This is a genomic window from Virgibacillus proomii (genome assembly GCF_018916875.1).
GTDB classification, from domain to species: Bacteria; Bacillota; Bacilli; order Bacillales; family Amphibacillaceae; genus Virgibacillus; species Virgibacillus proomii_B.
In genome coordinates this window covers 232,881-250,269 of record NZ_JAHLNO010000028.1, presented here as the reverse complement: position 1 = coordinate 250,269, position 17,389 = coordinate 232,881, and the positions used below count along the sequence as shown (strand labels likewise).

Sequence of the window (17,389 nt, the reverse complement as noted above, 5' to 3'; positions counted from 1 at the left end):
AGAAGGAAAAGGTGCTTCTTAATAACGAAAACGTCGCTGCCACCTTAGTCTAATTGTAAATATATTCCAAATGGATGGAGCCACCTTTAGTTGGGCATTTACTTTTTTGGCTCTCTTGGCTAAATAATTAAAACAGAAAATTTAGATATTATTTATGCAACGCTAGTGTCAAAATATCTATATAATATTTAGTTAAATTAATTTCACTCAGCACCAATCCATTGATCGCTTCAATTTTTAAAAACAAACTATTTGGAGGAGTCCAATGTTTATTCGAAACGAAAGAAGTATAAAAGAATTTATGCAATCTTATCCGGTTGTCTCTATATTAGTGATCATCCATCTAGTGTTATGGTTCATGATTAACTTCCTACAGTTACCTATTGGAATAATGATTTATCAATTAGGCGAGGGTAATAATTACTTTATTTCTCAAGGGGAATATTGGAGATTAATTACACCAATTTTTCTTCATGCCGATTTAATGCACGTACTGTTCAATTCCTTTTCACTCGTGTTATTTGGGCCGGCACTAGAACAAATGTTAGGAAGAAGTAAGTTTATTTTGGCCTATCTGTTTGCAGGACTAATTGGTAATATAGGAACCTATCTGTTTGCACCATCTAACTACTTTTTTACTCATGTTGGAGCATCTGGAGCTATATTTGGTTTATTTGGTATTTATCTATTTATGGTGTTCTTTCGTAAGCATTTAATTGATCAAGTGAGTTCACAAATGATAACAACCATATTAGTCATTGGACTAATTATGACATTCATTCGTCCAAATATAAATATTTATGGTCATGTCTTTGGATTTATTGGCGGATTCATTATAGCTCCGGTCGTTTTAGCTGGTGCCGAAGCATATAACCCTTGGGCTTCTCTAGTAAGACGAAGACGTTATAAAAATGATGATGGCAGCATTCAATTCGATCCCAAGCGTTGGGAAAAGCGTCGGTTTCCACGTTCTGCAAAGAAAAACATTTTGTGGATTATTTTAGCTGTTTTAGCATTACTAGGTCTCCTTAGCCGGTTTTTTTGATGTCCATTCATAGTCCATAATCAAATATCGCCGTGTTTTTGTTTTCGAAAGCAGTCCAAATGAATGACTACCAGTTAATGCTCGGTATTGTAAAACTTTATTTTGTGGAGTTCTCTTTATGGAATATTAGTTAGACAAAGAGAACCAATCCAAACTTAAGTTAACTTTTTTAATACGATCTTTCTCCAGAAACTCTACCGATAGATTAAAACAATTGCTATAGACGATTAAAAATAAGCATTAGGAGGAGAAAAGCATGGCAAATATTTACGAAATTGCTAAATTAGCTGGTGTTTCTGTTTCGACTGTTTCCAGAGTATTAAATAACCATAAATATGTATCGGAAGAAAAGAGAAAGCGAGTACAAAAGATAATCCAAGAATTAAATTACATGCCGAATAGAAATGCTGTTGATTTGATACGGGGAGAGACGAGAATGATTGGTGTTATTATTCCATATAACAATAATCAGGCATTTGATCAAATGTTACATGGCATTCTTAATAAATCTACTGAACTTGATTATTCTGTTGCCGTTCTTCCAACAAAATATAACAAGCAAAAAGAACTGGAATATTTAGCAATGCTTAAAAATAAACTGCTAGATGCGATAATTATAACATCCAGATCAAACAGCTGGGATAAAATCGTTCCTTTTACTAAATACGGTACCATTATTTCTTGTGAATATACGGAGTTCAAGGAAATCGGTTGTTCATATTTGGACCGCTACGCATCTTATATAGATGTCTTTAAAACATTAAAAAATAAAGGATATACAAACATTGCTTTTACTACCGCAAGAGAAGCTGCTGAAAGCTTAAGTACAAGACAAACGATTGCCGCTTATGAATCTGTCATTGGCCATGTAAATCCAGAATTGCATATTTCAAACTGCTTTTGTTTTGAAGATGGATATAAAGCAGCTAAAACATTGTTAGCATTAAAAAATCAACCTACTGCAATCTTTGCTAATGGCGACGAGGTAGCCGGCGCCATTTATCAGTATGCAAAATCCATTGGCCTTCATGTGCCGCGAGACATTGCGATTATCGGTCAGGAAAATCAACCAATTGGGGTCGCTCTCGGAATTTCAACGCTTCATCATCGTTTAGGAAAAGTTGGTGAGCAGGCGTTTGAGCTTGCAGTAAAAAAATCCTCAGCTAAAGTAAAAACGTCATATGAAATTATTCAACGAGCCTCCATTTAACAATACTGATGGAATTTGTGCCAATTCTCATGTATAACGTTATACATGAAGCATAATTATTGCTTTCTTATCCTTGTAAAAAATTCTTTTATTGCGTGGGGAATATGTTTCCCCCTCCCAGTCAACCCTTCTTTAAAAAGAAAATTCCCCTTCTTACAGTTCATCCCCACTACCTGTAAAATGTATAACGGCCACTCTTATTTTCCAAACGAATGGATCATATTAAGAATAGCATTTTCCTTTCCCTTCCTAACATATAACGTACAATCCAATCCATACTTCATGTCTTCATGATTACACAGATAAAAAAACTATAAAATGTATTGACCTGAAATGCGTTTCATCTTCTAAACTTAATATCAAACAACAAAAAGGAGATGAACAACTTGTATCACACGTTTATTTTTGACTTGGATGGAACGATTATCGATTCAGAAACGATTGGCCTTGAGGCGTTACAAGCAGCGTTAAAAGAGATAGGGGTAAATAAAACGTTAGAAGAACTTCGCTTTTCAATGGGTATACCCGGATTAAGAACCTTAGAAATCTTGGAAATTGGAGACATTCCAACCACACTCCATAGTTGGCTTGAAAAGCAGAAACCATTTATGGAAAATGTCCCTATATTTCCAGGAATAACGGATGTTCTTGAACAACTGCCAAACTTAGCTATTGTAACTTCCCAAAATAGAAAAGAATTGCAAGCGGGATTTGAAAAACTAAGTATCGCTCCTTATTTCAAAACTGTTGTCTGTGCAGATGATACAGAAAAACATAAACCTAATCCAGATCCTTTATTACTTGCTTTACAATTATTAAAAATTAAAAAACATGAAACCATCTACATTGGAGATTCCATCTATGATATGCGCTGTGCTAAAGCAGCAGGCGTAGATTTTGGGGTAGCTGCTTGGGGTTTAACTTCAACTTCTAAATTTATCGAAGCAAATTATATTTTCAAAACTCCTAATGATATCTTGCGTTTAAAGGCAGAGAACAAACCAACATCCTATATTATATAGATTTGCTTTAGTGAGAGACAACCCACTCTAAAAAGAACGACTCAGATCACAAGTCTGCTAAAAGGAAAACTCGCTTTTTTCTGAGCGTTTCCTTATTATGGAACAGAATCTGAGAAGCTGTTATTCATGCAAGAATTATTTAAATAGCCGTCCCCCTTTTCCTTGTCGGCAGACCTATCGTGTTTGGCAATATCTTCACTTACTTCTTTACACTCCCCAACTTTCAGATTGGCAAGTCTAACAACCTCGTTAGATATGGGAGTGAGGGTTGAAACTGACCATCCATGAAAAGTGGAAGACCATGGATGGTCAGTGATGGTCAGTTAAATTATAAGTTACAATTTTTAAAGACTCCAAGGTTAAATATCCAATTTTATTAGCTTACAAACGTTAAACATCAGAATCATATTTCTTCGTTGCATTATTTAATGAAGACCGTTTTCGATAGGAATAGCTATATGATCCGATCTCTTTCCTCCAATTCTTTAATTTTATAATGACTACCTAAGCTATAATTTCCAAGAATAGATGCTTTAATGTTTGCTAAATGCTGTTTTCGATGTATGATATGCTATTGTTTTTCCATAGTTTGAATTCGTTTGTGAAAAATAATCAACGTCTGCTTATACCATTTTCGATATGTAAGTATTATCCGCTCCTTTTTAAGGAGAAACCCCGCATCACGATAACGTAAATAACCAAACAGATCCCTATTGCAAGTAATATAAGGGTTGTCCAGCTAAAAGTTAGTAAAAAGGTAAGGATAGCAAAACCCTATTGCGTCAAGCATCTGTTATTATCTTGGCGACATTAGGACTTCACCTTAAATTAGTTCTAAGTGTTAGCACAATTAAGCAGTCTCCTGTACGCCAAACTTTCTTTATTGCTGAACTAACACTCAACTCAGTTATGTATATGACCTAAACCAAACTAGTTTCAGTTTAAGTTATTTTGTTGCCAAAATCTACTAACCATTGTGAGCCATTTCTCTCTTAAGTTTTCCATAATAAGCAGGCTTTTCAAATTAGAGAAATACGGCCCCTCTTACATTTGGATAAAGAAAACATGCCACTGCCACTAAAACAGAGATATGCCGACGCCTGAGCGGTAAGCCTGCTTTTAGTTGGTATTCCTTTAGCCGGTGTTGACTCATCGTAGGCGGAAGAGCGAAGTTTGCTACAGCTTAAGTACATAAGCTAGCTACTTTGCATGAAGATATCCACCATGTAGAAACTAATATTGTCTCTTAGATTAGAAAAACTTGGCTTGTCGCCAAGTCTTTATGGCGAAAGCTGTAGTTTTTATTATACTATAAACCCTAAAATTTTATACTTTCCTATAGTACAACGAAAAAAGCTTCTTTTCTTGAAAGAAGCTTTTTGTATTAGTAATCTCTGTTTCTTCGTTTTTGAAAATTACCTTTCCGATTACGGCCACCCTGATTACGTCCGCTTTGACCACCACGTCCACTCTGACTGCGTTTACCATAAAACCGCTTGTTATTCGATCTGCGATTATCCTTTATACTCATTGCTTTCTTCACGCTAACTGGTGCTACAGAAGAAATTTTAACTGGAGTATCCTTCCTTTCTTTCGTAAGCAACTTCAATGCTGCAGCAATAACGCTAATGGAATCATGGTCTTCTAATAACTGATTGGCTGCTTGATGATAATCTTTTAAGTCCTTTGTTTCAATCGTTTCAATCATTTTACTTACTGTTACTTGCTGTTGTCCCTTTTGTGCATCATGGTATGTCGGTGGAGCCATCCGTTTCATTTTACTTTTCGTTACTTTTTCGATCAATTGTAAATGCGCCATTTCTCTTGGGGTAATAAACGAAATAGCTTCACCCGTACGTCCTGCACGCCCAGTTCGTCCAATTCGATGAACATAGCTTTCCGGATCCTGTGGTATGTCGAAATTATAAACATGCGTAACACCAGAAATATCCAAACCTCTTGCGGCAACATCTGTTGCGACTAACACATCAATTCGACCATGTTTAAACTTATTGAGAACGGACATCCGTTTTCCTTGTGTTAAATCGCCATGGATTCCTTCTGCTCGATAGCCTCTAGCTTGTAAGCCTTCCGTAATTTCATCAACACGTTTTTTCGTACGGCTAAATACAATTGCGAGATCAGGAGAATGGATATCTAAATGGTTATTTAACGTATCAAATTTATATTTTTCCGGTATCTCGATAAAATATTGGTCAATATTCTCTACGGTCATTTCTTTCGCTTTGATTTTTATTTCTTTTGGGTTTTTCATTAAATTTGTAGCGATATCGCGTATTTCTTTAGGCATAGTTGCTGAGAAAAGTAAGGTTTGCCGTTCTTCTGGTATTTGTTTTAAAATATCGCGAATATCATCAATAAACCCCATATTTAACATTTCATCTGCTTCATCTAAAACAGCAGTACGAATATAATCTGTGCGTATTGTTTTTCTGCGCATATGATCCAGCAATCTTCCTGGTGTTGCTACTACAATTTGTGGACCGTCTTTTAATGCACGGATTTGCCGTTCCATATGTTGTCCGCCATACACTGCAAACGCACGAATACCTTTAAATTTTCCAAGACGGTTTAGCTCTTCAGCTACCTGTATAGCAAGCTCTCTAGTAGGGGCAACTACTAAACCTTGAATTTTACGTAGTTTTGCATTTAATTTTTCTATCATTGGTATCCCAAATGCAGCTGTCTTTCCTGTACCTGTCTGAGCCTGTCCAATCATATCATTGCCCGCAAGCGCAAGTGGAATGGTCTCTGCTTGAATTGGGGTGGCTTCTTCAAATCCCATTTTACCCAATGCCTTCATTATCGGATTGGAGATGCCTAATTCTTTAAATGTTGTCACCTATTCCTCTACTCCTTTTTTTGTAAAAAATTTTATTATAACAAGAGGCCTTGGACGCTTCTATATACTTTAGTTCTTTAGTTCTTAATATAGTTCCCGAGAATGCAGTCGTATATAATACTAAATGTAATTATTTAAAGAGGTTGTTCAAAAAGTTAAGGAAATGACACATGTAGTTCTTCGTTAGTCTGTTTCTGACGGCTTGTTTATCATTCTCTTCGCCAAAACTTCACCTTGAACTTCTTAGGTCTTTTTACACCTTATTGACCACAAGGGAATATAAATAAAGCGTATTTCTAAATCCATCTTTTTCCGAGGTTATTCAAAAAGAAGGGGAAAGACAAATAAAATCTTAGTTCCTCTTTGAACACGCGCTTATCATAGAATGTGTTTTTTTACTTCCTAAAGTACAAAAAGGCTTCACCGAATGGTAAGAGGCCTCACGTGAACTCATGCAAAGAATATCATAACATATTTTTTATAATGATACTAATTAGATAAATGATTTTTTATTCTAACCGTGGTAGAATATATTAGATATGTACAACTTATTTATATAGAAATACAAACAAGATAAGGAGGTTTTGAATGCGCCTTCCTCCATTTAATCCATATATTGCAGTGACCATCGGAGTCATATCTGTCTCTACTTCAGCCATTTTTGTGAAGTTAGCTGACCAAGCACCGGCTGCAATTATTGCCAATTACCGGCTTTTATTGGCTGTGCTGTTAATGGCTCCGATTATTATGAAGAAATATCGTCATGAAATAAAACAAATAAATCGAAAAGATTGGATCTTTTCCATTTTTGCAGGCGTTTTTTTAGCCTTTCACTTTATATTATGGTTTGAATCGTTAAATTACACCTCGGTGGCAAGCTCAGTTGTTTTAGTAACGCTTCAACCTATTTTTGCTTTTTTGGGAACCTATTTGTTCTTTAAGGAACGTTTTTCATATGGTGCAATTATTAGTATGCTTATTGCGCTAATTGGAAGTATTATTATCAGCTGGGGAGACTTTCAGATTAGTGGAACAGCCTTGTTTGGCGATATATTGGCATTACTTGGAGCTGTAACGGTAACTGCATATTTTTTGCTTGGACAACAAGTTAGAAGAAATTTGTCTATCATGACCTATACCTTTGTTGTATATGGTATAAGTTCCATTACATTAATTATGTATAACCTCATGCTGGGCAATTCATTTATCGGTTATCCAGCTGATCACTGGTGGATATTTCTAGCTTTAGCTATTTTCCCAACTTTTTTAGGCCATACTTTGTTTAATTGGGCACTAAAATGGTTGAGTACTTCAACTATTTCCATGGCAATTGTATTCGAGCCCGCAGGTGCCTCCATTCTGGCCTATTTTATCTTGGACGAAAAAATCACAGCATTCCAATTACTAGGTGGTACTATCGTGTTATTTGGGCTATTTTTATTTATCCTCAGTACTAATCGTAAGTCAACCTTAACGATTTCCAAAAAAGAACAACATGATTAAAATATACGAAATGGGTGAGCATATGAACATTCAATTAATGACAGATGGCGGAGCTGATATTCCAGAGCGTCTAGAACGTAAAGCTGATATTATTCAAGTACCGCTTTATTTACATTTTAGTGATAAGCAATACAGAGCTGGGGTGGATATGGATCTTCCTTCTTTTTATAAGAAAATAGAAGAAACGGAGGAATTACCGAGATCTTCTGCACCTAGTCCACATGATTTTTATAAAGCATATAAACAAGTGGATAAACAAACGCCGATTTTAATGCTTAGCTTAACAAAGGGGTTAAGCAGTACGTATGAAAATGCAGTTACTGGGATGAACATGCTATTAGAGGAAGAACCAGAGAGAACCATTGCTGTAATAAATACAAAAACGGCATCATGTGGAATTGCACTTTTACTTCATGAGGCAATAACAAAAATAGAAGAAAACTATACATTCATTGAATTAGTTGAGCATATACAAAAACGAGCAGATCAAACCGCTACTTTATTTGTATTAAAAACATTAGAGAATTTAATTCAAGGAGGGCGGCTGGATCGAGTAAAAGGAAAAATCGCTAAGACATTAAACATCAAATTACTAATGCGTGCAAGTGAAGATGGGGAAATTGAAGTTACGGAAAAGGTTAGAGGAGACAAAAGATCAATCCGACGCTTTATCGAACAAATTGGTGAATATACAAAGAGCTTTGAAGATAAAGTTATCTCCTTATCCCATTGTAACGCAGAAGAACGCGCTAAAAAAGTGTTGGCTGAAATATGCAGCATATACCCATTTAAAGATGCCTATATCATGGACACAGGTCCATTAATTTCTACATACGGCGGAAAAGGTGCCCTAGTTATTTCATTTTTTAAACATAATAAATAAGTAAGAAATGTTTTTGCTAGCGGCTTAAAGAAATGAACCTTGCAGTGATTCATCCAATGTTATCTAATGTCTTTGTAGAGATTTTAATCTAACGTATAAGTTTGGCAACAAAAAATTTTAACGTAAACTGATGGATACGCGCTTTTTCAAACCATACATATTTATAGGGAAAGCAAGCTTATAATCCCATTCATACCTATAATTTCTAAAAGAGTCTGGCTATTTTAGACTCTTTTTTTATACTATAGGAAAGTATAAAACTTTAGGCTTTATAGTATAAGAAAAAATATAGCTTTCGCCATAAAGACTTGGCGATAAGCCAAGTTTTTCTAATGTTTGTTTTGTTTAGTAAGAAAAGAATATACCATTTGATTAAGCGTATCCTTATCCTCCCCTAAACAAATTAAGTGCTTGGATCGGTCAAAAAATACGACCTCTTTATCCTCTGATGTAATTTCATTATTTAGGTAATAAGCTGTTTTGTAAGGAACCATCCCATCCTGCTGACCTTGAGCTATAAGTACAGGTGATTGAATTTTATTTAAATAACGTCTAGTAAACCTAACCAATTTTAAAAATTCGATATTAGCCCGAAATGGTACAGTACCAAGCTTTTTTTTATAATGAATGTAGAGTTTATTTTTTTTCAGGTTTCCTTTTATCGCGTCTTTAATAACTGTTCCAATGTCTAAACCAATTTGTTTAAATGATAAATATTTACCTGATGTAGCTAAAAGGACCAGCTTTTCTACATGATGCATTGCAGCGAGGTATGCTGCAATCATGCCACCCATGGAAAAACCAATCAAATAGATCGTCTCATATGTTTTTTTTAATTGCAGTAATGTTTGTTCCGCTGCTTTCAACCATTCATCATGGGACACATCTTCTAAATTTAACCTCCTCCCATGACCAGGTAAGGTTGGTACAGCTATATGCCAATCTGTATGCTCTTTTAAATAATTTGCTAAAGGCTCCACTTCATAAGGACCACCAGTATATCCATGGATAATTAAACAAGCTATCATCTCGATTCCTCTCTTTCTTGTCTATATTTGTTTACCCGTTCTGGCAAAAATTATGACAGCCTTTTACATATTCAACTATTTTTCCTTGTTTTCCATAATTAGCATAATTTTTTCAACTAGAACTTACTAAGTCCTTACCGTTTTACCTTGTCCATTCTTAAAAGAAGCAAACCCGTTAATCTTTCCAGTATAGTTGCTTTATTTACATTGAAATTTTGTAAGCGTTAAATCAACCTTCTCGTTTTCTTACGTATAAAAAAGCTGATGAAAGGAAACATCAGCTTTTTCATCTGAATGTTTTTATTAACGAGCCGAACTGCTTAAAAATTGGGGAAACTTGATGATACGTATTAGCTAATTGACCTACCGTAGATAACATCTTATCTAAATTTAATGCTTGCCCTGGACCAGGTGGTTGATTTGGCGGATAATTTGCTTGTGGGTTTGTATTTTGTTGTGCGTTTTGTTGGGATGATTCTGATTTTATTCCCGGCCAATTCATTGGTTGTGGCGGCTTAGTGAAGTAATCATAAGGAGTTTGCAGATTTGCTTGTAGGCTTTGTTGCATATTCCCAAAGAAACCCATTTGTCCCGGGTTATTTTCAAAATAAGGTGGATAAGGTATAGAAAAAGGATAATTTCGAAAACCATCATCATCATGATTGACATAATCAAAATAAGGGCCATAATACATTTCCTACACACCTTCTTTATCTTTTCTTACAGTTTATGACTACTCCTTCATGTGTGTGATTACTTTGGATCATTTTTATAACCATCATAGAATGAGCTGTAATAGGAAACATGAATTATTTAATAAGCCAAGGCTATACATTGCTGGTATGCCGTATATACCTTTATCCTGTAACTCCTTCATATGATTATTTTCATTGATATTTTTTGTTTCATAAGGAATCTTCCACTTTTTTAAGTTTTGTATTACTTTTTCGCATTCCTTATTGTAGTCACTAATATAAACAAGTATATCTGGTTCTTCCACTTTTTAACCCCCTTTCAATTGGGACAAAATAACAAAAACGTTAGAAAAACTTGGCTTGTCGCCAAGTCTTTAGCGAAAGCTGTAGTTTTTCTTATATTATAAACCCTAAAATTTTATACTTTCCTATAGTAAAAAAAGGCCAAAGTCATGAAAAATAGCATCCTATTTGTCATGCTTTTGACATATTTCTTTTGGCCTATAAAAACTCCAATAGTATAAAATCTTAGCACAGATGGTTCTAGTCTGACCTTGCTTATTCACTTAACGATATCAAATCAACCTGTACAAGAAATTTTCATTCTAAAGTGTAGACAAAGAAAATCGAGGTAGTCGAAAACTAGTTAAGAACTTCTAAGTAGAGACATTATACCTTCTTCCCTATTTCACTTATTCCTATTCCCCATTTTTTAGAAAAACTTGGCTTGTCGCCAAGTCTTTATGGCGAAAGCTATCGTTTTTCTTATACTATAAACCATAAAGTTTTATACTTTCCTATAGTGCAAAAAAAAGAGAGGAGAATTACCCTATTTTATTGAAACCATTTATATAAAGTACAACTTCTATCAGTAAAGCTTTTCCTTCATCCTCTACTGATAGAAGTAGAACAAAGGCTAAAATCTCGGGCATCATTAAAAAATCGCAATGTGCCGTTATCGAGATTTTCTTGTCCTTGAAAAAGAAGAACGCTTTTTCTGCGTGCGATGCGTCGCTACCGAAGCAACTCTGTCCTTGAAAAAGAAGAATGCTTTTTCTACGTGCGATGCGTCGCTACCGAAGCAACTCTGTCCTTGAAAAAGAAGAATGCTTTTTCTACGTGCGATGCGTCGCTGCCAAATCAACTCTGTCCTTGAAAAAGAATGCACTTTTTCTGCGTGCGATACCTACTCAGGAAGTTTTTCCTTGTCCAGTCGACCTGAACGAATCAGGCATTTAGATTCCATTATCTCCTGCTTAGACTTCTTCGCATTCTCTACAACACTTGAAGTAGGAGCCTTAGATGCAGCATAATTAAAAACTCTAGTTTTTAAGTGAATTGGTTTAAGGAAACGAATGGTGAAGTAGCCTACATAGAAGATTTTTTTACAGCTGATACATGCTGAATCGATTTCCCAACTTACGTAATAAGTCAATTGCCATTACCTTTTCCGTTTCGTTTAAACCGCTAGTAATTTCTTCAATTCTTGCCCAGTGCCCAGGAAAGATATGGTGAAGTAAATCAGCACCTTTATCAGTAATTTTTGCGAACGTAACACGACGGTCATGATGATTGGGAATTCGGACTAAATAACGCTTATTCTCCAATTTATTCACTACATACGTAATACTTCCACTTGTTAGTAGAATTTTTTTACCTATTACTTTTAATGGCTGAGCACCTTTATGATAAAGCAATTCCAATACAGCAAAATCAGTTAAATTAAGCCCTCTGCTTTGAATATCTGCTTCTACTTGTTCCATTAGACTACGATAAGCCTTCGATAAAACAACAAATAATTTAAGCGAATTATTTTCTTGTTTCTCTTTTAATAAACGATCGTAGTTCATCATATTTCCCCCTTTATTATCACAGTGAAAACTTCAATAGCACGCTCTATTTTTCTCTCAAAAATCATAAAACCATGCCAATTCGAACCATTACTCAATCTCTCATTTTACCCTTCATTTGACACTTGATCTTGAGCTGGAGACTTACTTTTATTTAATTTGGAATAAAGTAGAAAAACAAATAGGAAAGAGCTCATGGAAACAGCTGGATATATTCCACTGATAGCTATACAAATAACAGATAAATACCCGAGACTCTCTTCTAGCTGTGAAACGAATTTTTGGTTTTTTATCATCTGGTTTGTTTTGGTTATTTTTACATGCATTAAATAAATATACGAAGTCCAAAACAGCAGTGCATGTAAAGGTATCCACCAAGTGGGATATAAAATATAAAAAATAATTATTGGGATAAATAAGAGCAGGATTCCAATATGTGCCAATTTGAGGAAACCTTTTTTATAGTCTTCAAGTGACCATGGTAGTATCTGTATCATATCATTACTAAACCGATCTAAGTAAAAGCTAGAAGCTATTGAAGTATACACATAAATTGTAACAGCTACGCCAACAAAAAATAGCCATTTAGGTACAAATATAAAAACAGTCAGCAAGATAAAAAGCGAACCAAGAGAACGAAAGATTAATTCATGCTGTTTCATAACATATAATTTCCATAAACGATTATACATCTGTACTGTTGATTGAAATGGCTGCTTTTGTTTATAGCTATTTTGAAATATCGTATAGCTTTTAGGCCGCCTAAACTTAGTTTTCGAAGCAAATCCAGCTAGCTGCATTCGCCAAAGCGTGAAATCACTAATTTCCGTTACTTTTGACCAATTTATTTGCCAAAACAAACGTGGTATTAGAATGATATTTACGAAGACAATTGCTCCAACGATTGCAATTCCTACCCTTTCACTATTTACCAGAAAACCAATTCCACTGATTATAAGCATCCATAAAAAGAGTCCTATTTTAACAGACAACCGCTGTTGAAATAACTTCCACTGAGGGACCGACATGAAAATATCAAAACCGAGAATCAAACTAACAAACATAAAAATAATTTTTGTATCAATAGGCGTTAAAAGTGCAGCAATTCCACCAATAAAGACATAAATGATCAGCTTCTTTATCCATCTTTCCACCAATGTCAAAAACCAAATACTTTCCCTTTTATACGGTAGTAATGACAATTGATATTCAGCAGTGGAAAACAAGACACCCGGTTCACGAAAAGCATTGAACACATATCGGATCGGTAAAGCAGCAGTTAATAGCCAAAACCCTTTCTGCGCATGTTCTTCTACAAATAAAAAGTAATTATTAAATTCTGCCATAACATCACCAAAGATAAACATGGCGGCAAACAAGTAAGTAAATAGTAATCCTGCATAAATAGCGGTTGTTTTATCCAGTAGCAGCTCTAAAGCCATTTTATTCAATTTTCGTTTCTTTTTAAACCGGTTTCTTCGGATGAATAAGAAACTCTTCAAAAGCGATGGACGCCGAATCATTTCTTAATTCTCCTATCTATCGTTGCAAATTGATCAATCGGTCCTTGACTGTGGATTTTCCCTTCCTTTAGCATAATAAAGGCATCAGCTATTCCCTTCATCCGCTCCAGCTGATGGCTAGTAACAAGAACGGTTGTTCCAATTTCTGTTTTCTCTTTCATCAACTGTTCGAAATAGTCTACGGCATAAATATCTAATCCCATAAATGGTTCATCAATCAATAACAACGGTGTATCCGGCAAGAGCGCACAAATCGTTTGCACCTTTTGTCTCATTCCTTTGGACAACGATTCAGGATATTCGTCAAGCTTATCTACAAGCTCAAACCCTTTTACCATTCGATCAATTCGTTCGTTCAACTCATTTTTTGCTATTTCATAGCTCATTCCATAAAGCTGAAAATGCTGCATAACTGTTAATTCTGTTAACAACATCGGTTCTTCAGGAAGGTACGAGAGTAATAGCTTAAACGTTATAAAATCGTCATCTTGATGGAAAGACTCGTTAATGATTATTTTCCCTTGAGCCTTTTTTATCATTCCCATTATTGTTTTTAGTAACGTTGATTTTCCAGCACCGTTATGCCCCACAAGTGCCGTAATGGTTCCTTGAGGCAATGAAAATGAGGCATGATCAATAAGTTTCTTTTGATCAATTTCTGTCGTTACTTCAATCACCTCTAACGCTTTCAATCTACTTCCCCTCTCTACAAAAAATACTAGATATGTATAATAGTACGTAAAATTACTTTAATAAGATTCATCAAACAATACAATTCCCGATAAAAATTCGTGTTGTTTTGTCTTTTAAAATGCTTTTCACATGAAGAAGATAAAAAGACGGAGTTCGGCTAAGATCAAACGACGTGGGAAAATCATGTGTGCCATTGTCGACGTTTTACATCCTTGAAAAAAACCAAAGTATGTCGCTGTCAAAGCTTTATTGTTCTGTCGACCCGAACGAATCGGACATTTAAGTGCCGCTATCTTTCGCTTTTTTATTTCTAAATTATTAAAGTTTAGAAAAAGTACATTACCTTACATGCGAAATTAAAATTTCCATTACCTCATCTAAAATTCAACTCTGAATTTTTACCTATTCTAATGTATGATGAAATTCAAAGTCATTTTTACTGGACGTTTTAAACTTCTATTTAAGTTATTTTTATTATCTTGCTTGAATCATTTGTAAATGACAAGGTAATAATGTAATTTTAGAAGGTGTTCCTAAAGCAATTTCTCCATCCATATCTACTTCTTTTGGTTTCTCTGTTTAATATATAAGGAATCCGTTTGTAAGTACATAATTTCGTTAAGATAAGCTAACTTTGTATCTGGGTCATTCAATGATAAGAGTTCGCGAAAAAAAGCAAGATTGGAATTTTTTACTATAAGCACATCTAATTTTCCATCATCTGGTTGAAGGTTTGCTATCGGAATCTCCTGTGTACCTAAAAATCGCCCGTTTAATACTAAAATCATGACGAACTTCTCCCTAATACGTATTATTGCCAGTTAGGATAGAGTAGCGGAAGCTTGTTGTTTTACTAACGGTTTTAAGCGTACTAATATAGTAACTAAATACCCCTAAATTTCTCTTTTTCCCTTCATCTATGTTTTGTGATGTTTTTGCAACTAATCCGATCTCCCAAAAATTAAGGAAATACGTATCATTCGCTTTCCCAACATCCACATCGACAATTTTGCCGTTTACAATTACAGATGTGTCTCCTTTAATTGCTGCGGCATTCTCAGCATTCTACTAAAAATCATTACATGTACCTCCGGGTAATACGGCAACAGTGGGGCGCTTTCGCAAGGGAGCAATGGCATTTAAGCCAGTATGTACCGTATATAATAAGGTTGCTGCCAATTTTTCTTCTAAGCCATCCTGACCGGCATTCCCATTATATAGAAATAATGCATGCTGCGTGCGATGCGTCGCTGTCGTAGTTTTCCTTGTCCTTGAAAAAGAAGAACGCTTTTTCTGCGTGCGATGCGTCGCTGTCGTAGTTTTCCTTGTCCTGTTATCTAAACGAATCGGGCGTTTAGGTGCCGTTATCTCAGCACTTAGACGCCTTTCTATTCTCTATAACCCTCGGAGCGGACTCTTACGTCACCTCAGATGCAATAATATTACAAAATTTTAATGATAAGATTTTCTCTACCAGACACTGATTGTTAAGTCTGGCTAATTAAGCTTTTGTTATTGTTATTTTCTGCCCAAATAATAATCTTACCACTGCATGGCTGACATTTCTTTCACTAAAGTAATTATTGTTTCCTATTTTGAAGCATATCATACTTACAATCTTTTAAGGAGTAATACCTTATACTATTTATTACCTAAAAATTTCATTAAAACCTTAACATTGGATCATTGATTTTTAGTAGTCTCACATTAAAAAAATTTAAAATATTATGAAGTTAGTGTAGAAATTTTAATTAAAATAATATTTAATAAAGGTGTAGGGTTTTTTTAAATTGTATCTTTATTAGGAGGTCTAAATGAAAAAGTGGTACAATCTGTTTATTGTACTTATTTTGGCTGTCGTACTGGCTGCCTGTGGAAGTTCTGACGATTCTAATGATGAAGGAAAGCGGTACCAATGGTAAAAAAAGTGAAACGCAAACGGGAAAACCTGATCAGTTGGTTATGGGTTTTGTCCCTTCCCAAGATTCTGACACGATCGCCGATACAGTAGAACCATTGGCAAAACGCTTAAGCGAAGAGTTAGATATTGAGGTAAAAGGAGAAGTAATGACTAATTACAATAGCCTAGTGGAGGCAATGGGGGCTAATCAGGGTGCATATTGGCTTTATCCCTGCATTTGGCTATATCCTTGCTAATGAGCTCTTATTCATTACCTCCAAAGCAGCCAAAGTCTGTGTTTAAGAAGTAAAGTATATCCTCATTGCTTTAGCTTTGATTACCATTTATATTTGGACGTTCCTAGGGATTGAAATCGACTGGGAAAGAGCATTTGAATGGATGCTAAGTATTTTGACCATGTTATACCTAAACTATTTAGTCCGGGTTGGTCAGCTACAGGAGAGATTGCTCTAAAGATTTGGGAGACGGTGTTTATTGCCTTTGCTGGATCACTAATGGGGGGCAGCAATATTAGCTATCCCATTAGACTTTCTAGCTGCAAAAAATATGACAGGCAGTAAAATCCTTGCTACCATTGGCAAATGGATTTTATCAGCAGTACGTGTATTCCCAGATATTATTTTTGCTATTTTATTTGTTGTAGCTGTTGGTCCCAATACTTTTGCAGGTGTTCTGGCGATTGCAATTGGTTCAACTGGAATGCTGGGAAAGCTTTATTCAGAAGTCATTGAATCGATTGATATGAAAGTTATTGAAGCAACCGAAGCAAATGGAGCAAACAAAATTCAAATTCTTTTTTATGGTGTTATCCCACAAATTATTCCCAAGTTTTTATCCTATGCGATCTACCGCTTTGAAGTAGATATTAGGGCTTCAGCCATTTTAGGTATTGCTGGTAAGATCGGTACAATGATTATTTTCGCTTCCAGTAACCGCAACTGGAACGAAATGGGATTAATTTTATTAGCCATTATTATCGTTGTAACTATAATTGACTTTATCTCCGCACGGATTCGGCGAAAAATTGTCTAGAAAGGTTTCATCCGGGGTCTTTCATTCCCACAGATGACTAACTTTAAGCTTCTTGAGCAAGAGGAAAGTCGAAACTGCATTGTATGGAGAATATTCAAAAAATCTGTTAAAATGATGACAG

The 17,389-nt window shown here is 35.2% G+C and carries 14 protein-coding genes and 2 pseudogenes; 7 read left to right on the top strand and 9 right to left on the bottom strand.

What is annotated here, in order from left to right; genetic code table 11:
- Nucleotides 1–265: 265 nt before the first annotated feature.
- The 3 genes from KQI21_RS15340 to KQI21_RS15330 all read left to right on the top strand — a co-directional run bounded on the left by KQI21_RS15340 (nucleotide 266) and on the right by KQI21_RS15330 (nucleotide 3,277).
- A complete protein-coding gene (locus tag KQI21_RS15340) occupies nucleotides 266–1,045 on the top strand; it encodes a rhomboid family intramembrane serine protease (RefSeq protein ID WP_216485102.1) in 780 nt (259 codons plus the stop codon).
- Nucleotides 1,046–1,301: 256 nt separating this feature from the next.
- A complete protein-coding gene (locus KQI21_RS15335) occupies nucleotides 1,302–2,255 on the top strand; it encodes a LacI family DNA-binding transcriptional regulator (RefSeq protein WP_216485101.1) in 954 nt (317 codons plus the stop codon).
- A gap of 386 nt (nucleotides 2,256–2,641) precedes the next feature.
- Complete coding sequence (locus KQI21_RS15330) at nucleotides 2,642–3,277, top strand: HAD family hydrolase (protein WP_216485100.1); 636 nt, start codon at nucleotides 2,642–2,644, stop codon at nucleotides 3,275–3,277.
- Nucleotides 3,278–4,661: 1,384 nt separating this feature from the next.
- Here the strand turns inward: KQI21_RS15330 and cshA are convergent.
- Entirely contained in the window at nucleotides 4,662–6,140 is a 1,479-nt protein-coding gene (gene cshA, locus KQI21_RS15325; protein ID WP_216485099.1) for a degradosome RNA helicase CshA, read from the bottom strand.
- Between the two features lie 588 nt (nucleotides 6,141–6,728).
- Between cshA and KQI21_RS15320 the strand changes: the two genes are divergently transcribed.
- Together KQI21_RS15320 and KQI21_RS15315 are read left to right on the top strand one after the other, a co-directional pair.
- Complete coding sequence (locus KQI21_RS15320) at nucleotides 6,729–7,643, top strand: DMT family transporter (RefSeq protein ID WP_216485098.1); 915 nt, start codon at nucleotides 6,729–6,731, stop codon at nucleotides 7,641–7,643.
- Nucleotides 7,644–7,665: 22 nt separating this feature from the next.
- On the top strand, nucleotides 7,666–8,526 hold the full coding sequence (locus KQI21_RS15315) for a DegV family protein (RefSeq protein WP_216485097.1): 861 nt from the start codon (nucleotides 7,666–7,668) through the stop codon (nucleotides 8,524–8,526).
- A 329-nt stretch (nucleotides 8,527–8,855) separates the two neighbouring features.
- Here the strand turns inward: KQI21_RS15315 and KQI21_RS15310 are convergent, their stop codons facing one another.
- From KQI21_RS15310 to KQI21_RS15275, 8 genes are all read right to left on the bottom strand, one after another.
- Entirely contained in the window at nucleotides 8,856–9,554 is a 699-nt protein-coding gene (locus KQI21_RS15310; protein WP_216485096.1) for an alpha/beta hydrolase, read from the bottom strand.
- 286 nt (nucleotides 9,555–9,840) lie between these two features.
- Nucleotides 9,841–10,248, bottom strand: a complete 408-nt coding sequence (locus KQI21_RS15305; protein ID WP_216485095.1) for a hypothetical protein — start codon at nucleotides 10,246–10,248, stop codon at nucleotides 9,841–9,843.
- An 84-nt stretch (nucleotides 10,249–10,332) separates the two neighbouring features.
- Complete coding sequence (locus tag KQI21_RS15300) at nucleotides 10,333–10,554, bottom strand: thioredoxin domain-containing protein (RefSeq protein ID WP_216485094.1); 222 nt, start codon at nucleotides 10,552–10,554, stop codon at nucleotides 10,333–10,335.
- Nucleotides 10,555–11,204: 650 nt separating this feature from the next.
- A complete protein-coding gene (locus KQI21_RS15295) occupies nucleotides 11,205–11,417 on the bottom strand; it encodes a hypothetical protein (RefSeq protein ID WP_216485093.1) in 213 nt (70 codons plus the stop codon).
- Between the two features lie 217 nt (nucleotides 11,418–11,634).
- Entirely contained in the window at nucleotides 11,635–12,099 is a 465-nt protein-coding gene (locus KQI21_RS15290) for a MarR family winged helix-turn-helix transcriptional regulator (protein WP_216485092.1), read from the bottom strand.
- Between the two features lie 107 nt (nucleotides 12,100–12,206).
- On the bottom strand, nucleotides 12,207–13,622 hold the full coding sequence (locus KQI21_RS15285; protein WP_216485091.1) for a hypothetical protein: 1,416 nt from the start codon (nucleotides 13,620–13,622) through the stop codon (nucleotides 12,207–12,209).
- Nucleotides 13,619–14,314, bottom strand: coding sequence for an ABC transporter ATP-binding protein (locus tag KQI21_RS15280; protein WP_216485090.1), 696 nt, complete (start codon nucleotides 14,312–14,314; stop codon nucleotides 13,619–13,621). Before KQI21_RS15280 ends, KQI21_RS15285 begins: the two co-directional genes overlap by 4 nt.
- 558 nt (nucleotides 14,315–14,872) lie before the next feature.
- Nucleotides 14,873–15,103 (bottom strand): diacylglycerol kinase family protein, encoded by a 231-nt coding sequence (locus KQI21_RS15275; protein ID WP_216485089.1) that lies wholly within the window; start codon nucleotides 15,101–15,103, stop codon nucleotides 14,873–14,875.
- A gap of 1,026 nt (nucleotides 15,104–16,129) precedes the next feature.
- Between KQI21_RS15275 and KQI21_RS15270 the strand changes: the two are divergent.
- Together KQI21_RS15270 and phnE are read left to right on the top strand one after the other, a co-directional pair.
- A pseudogene (locus KQI21_RS15270) lies at nucleotides 16,130–16,476 on the top strand (PhnD/SsuA/transferrin family substrate-binding protein); the annotation flags it as partial.
- Nucleotides 16,472–17,268 (top strand): annotated as a pseudogene (phnE, locus tag KQI21_RS15265) (phosphonate ABC transporter, permease protein PhnE). The pseudogenes KQI21_RS15270 and phnE, both read left to right, overlap by 5 nt.
- The last annotated feature ends 121 nt before the right edge of the window (nucleotides 17,269–17,389 follow it).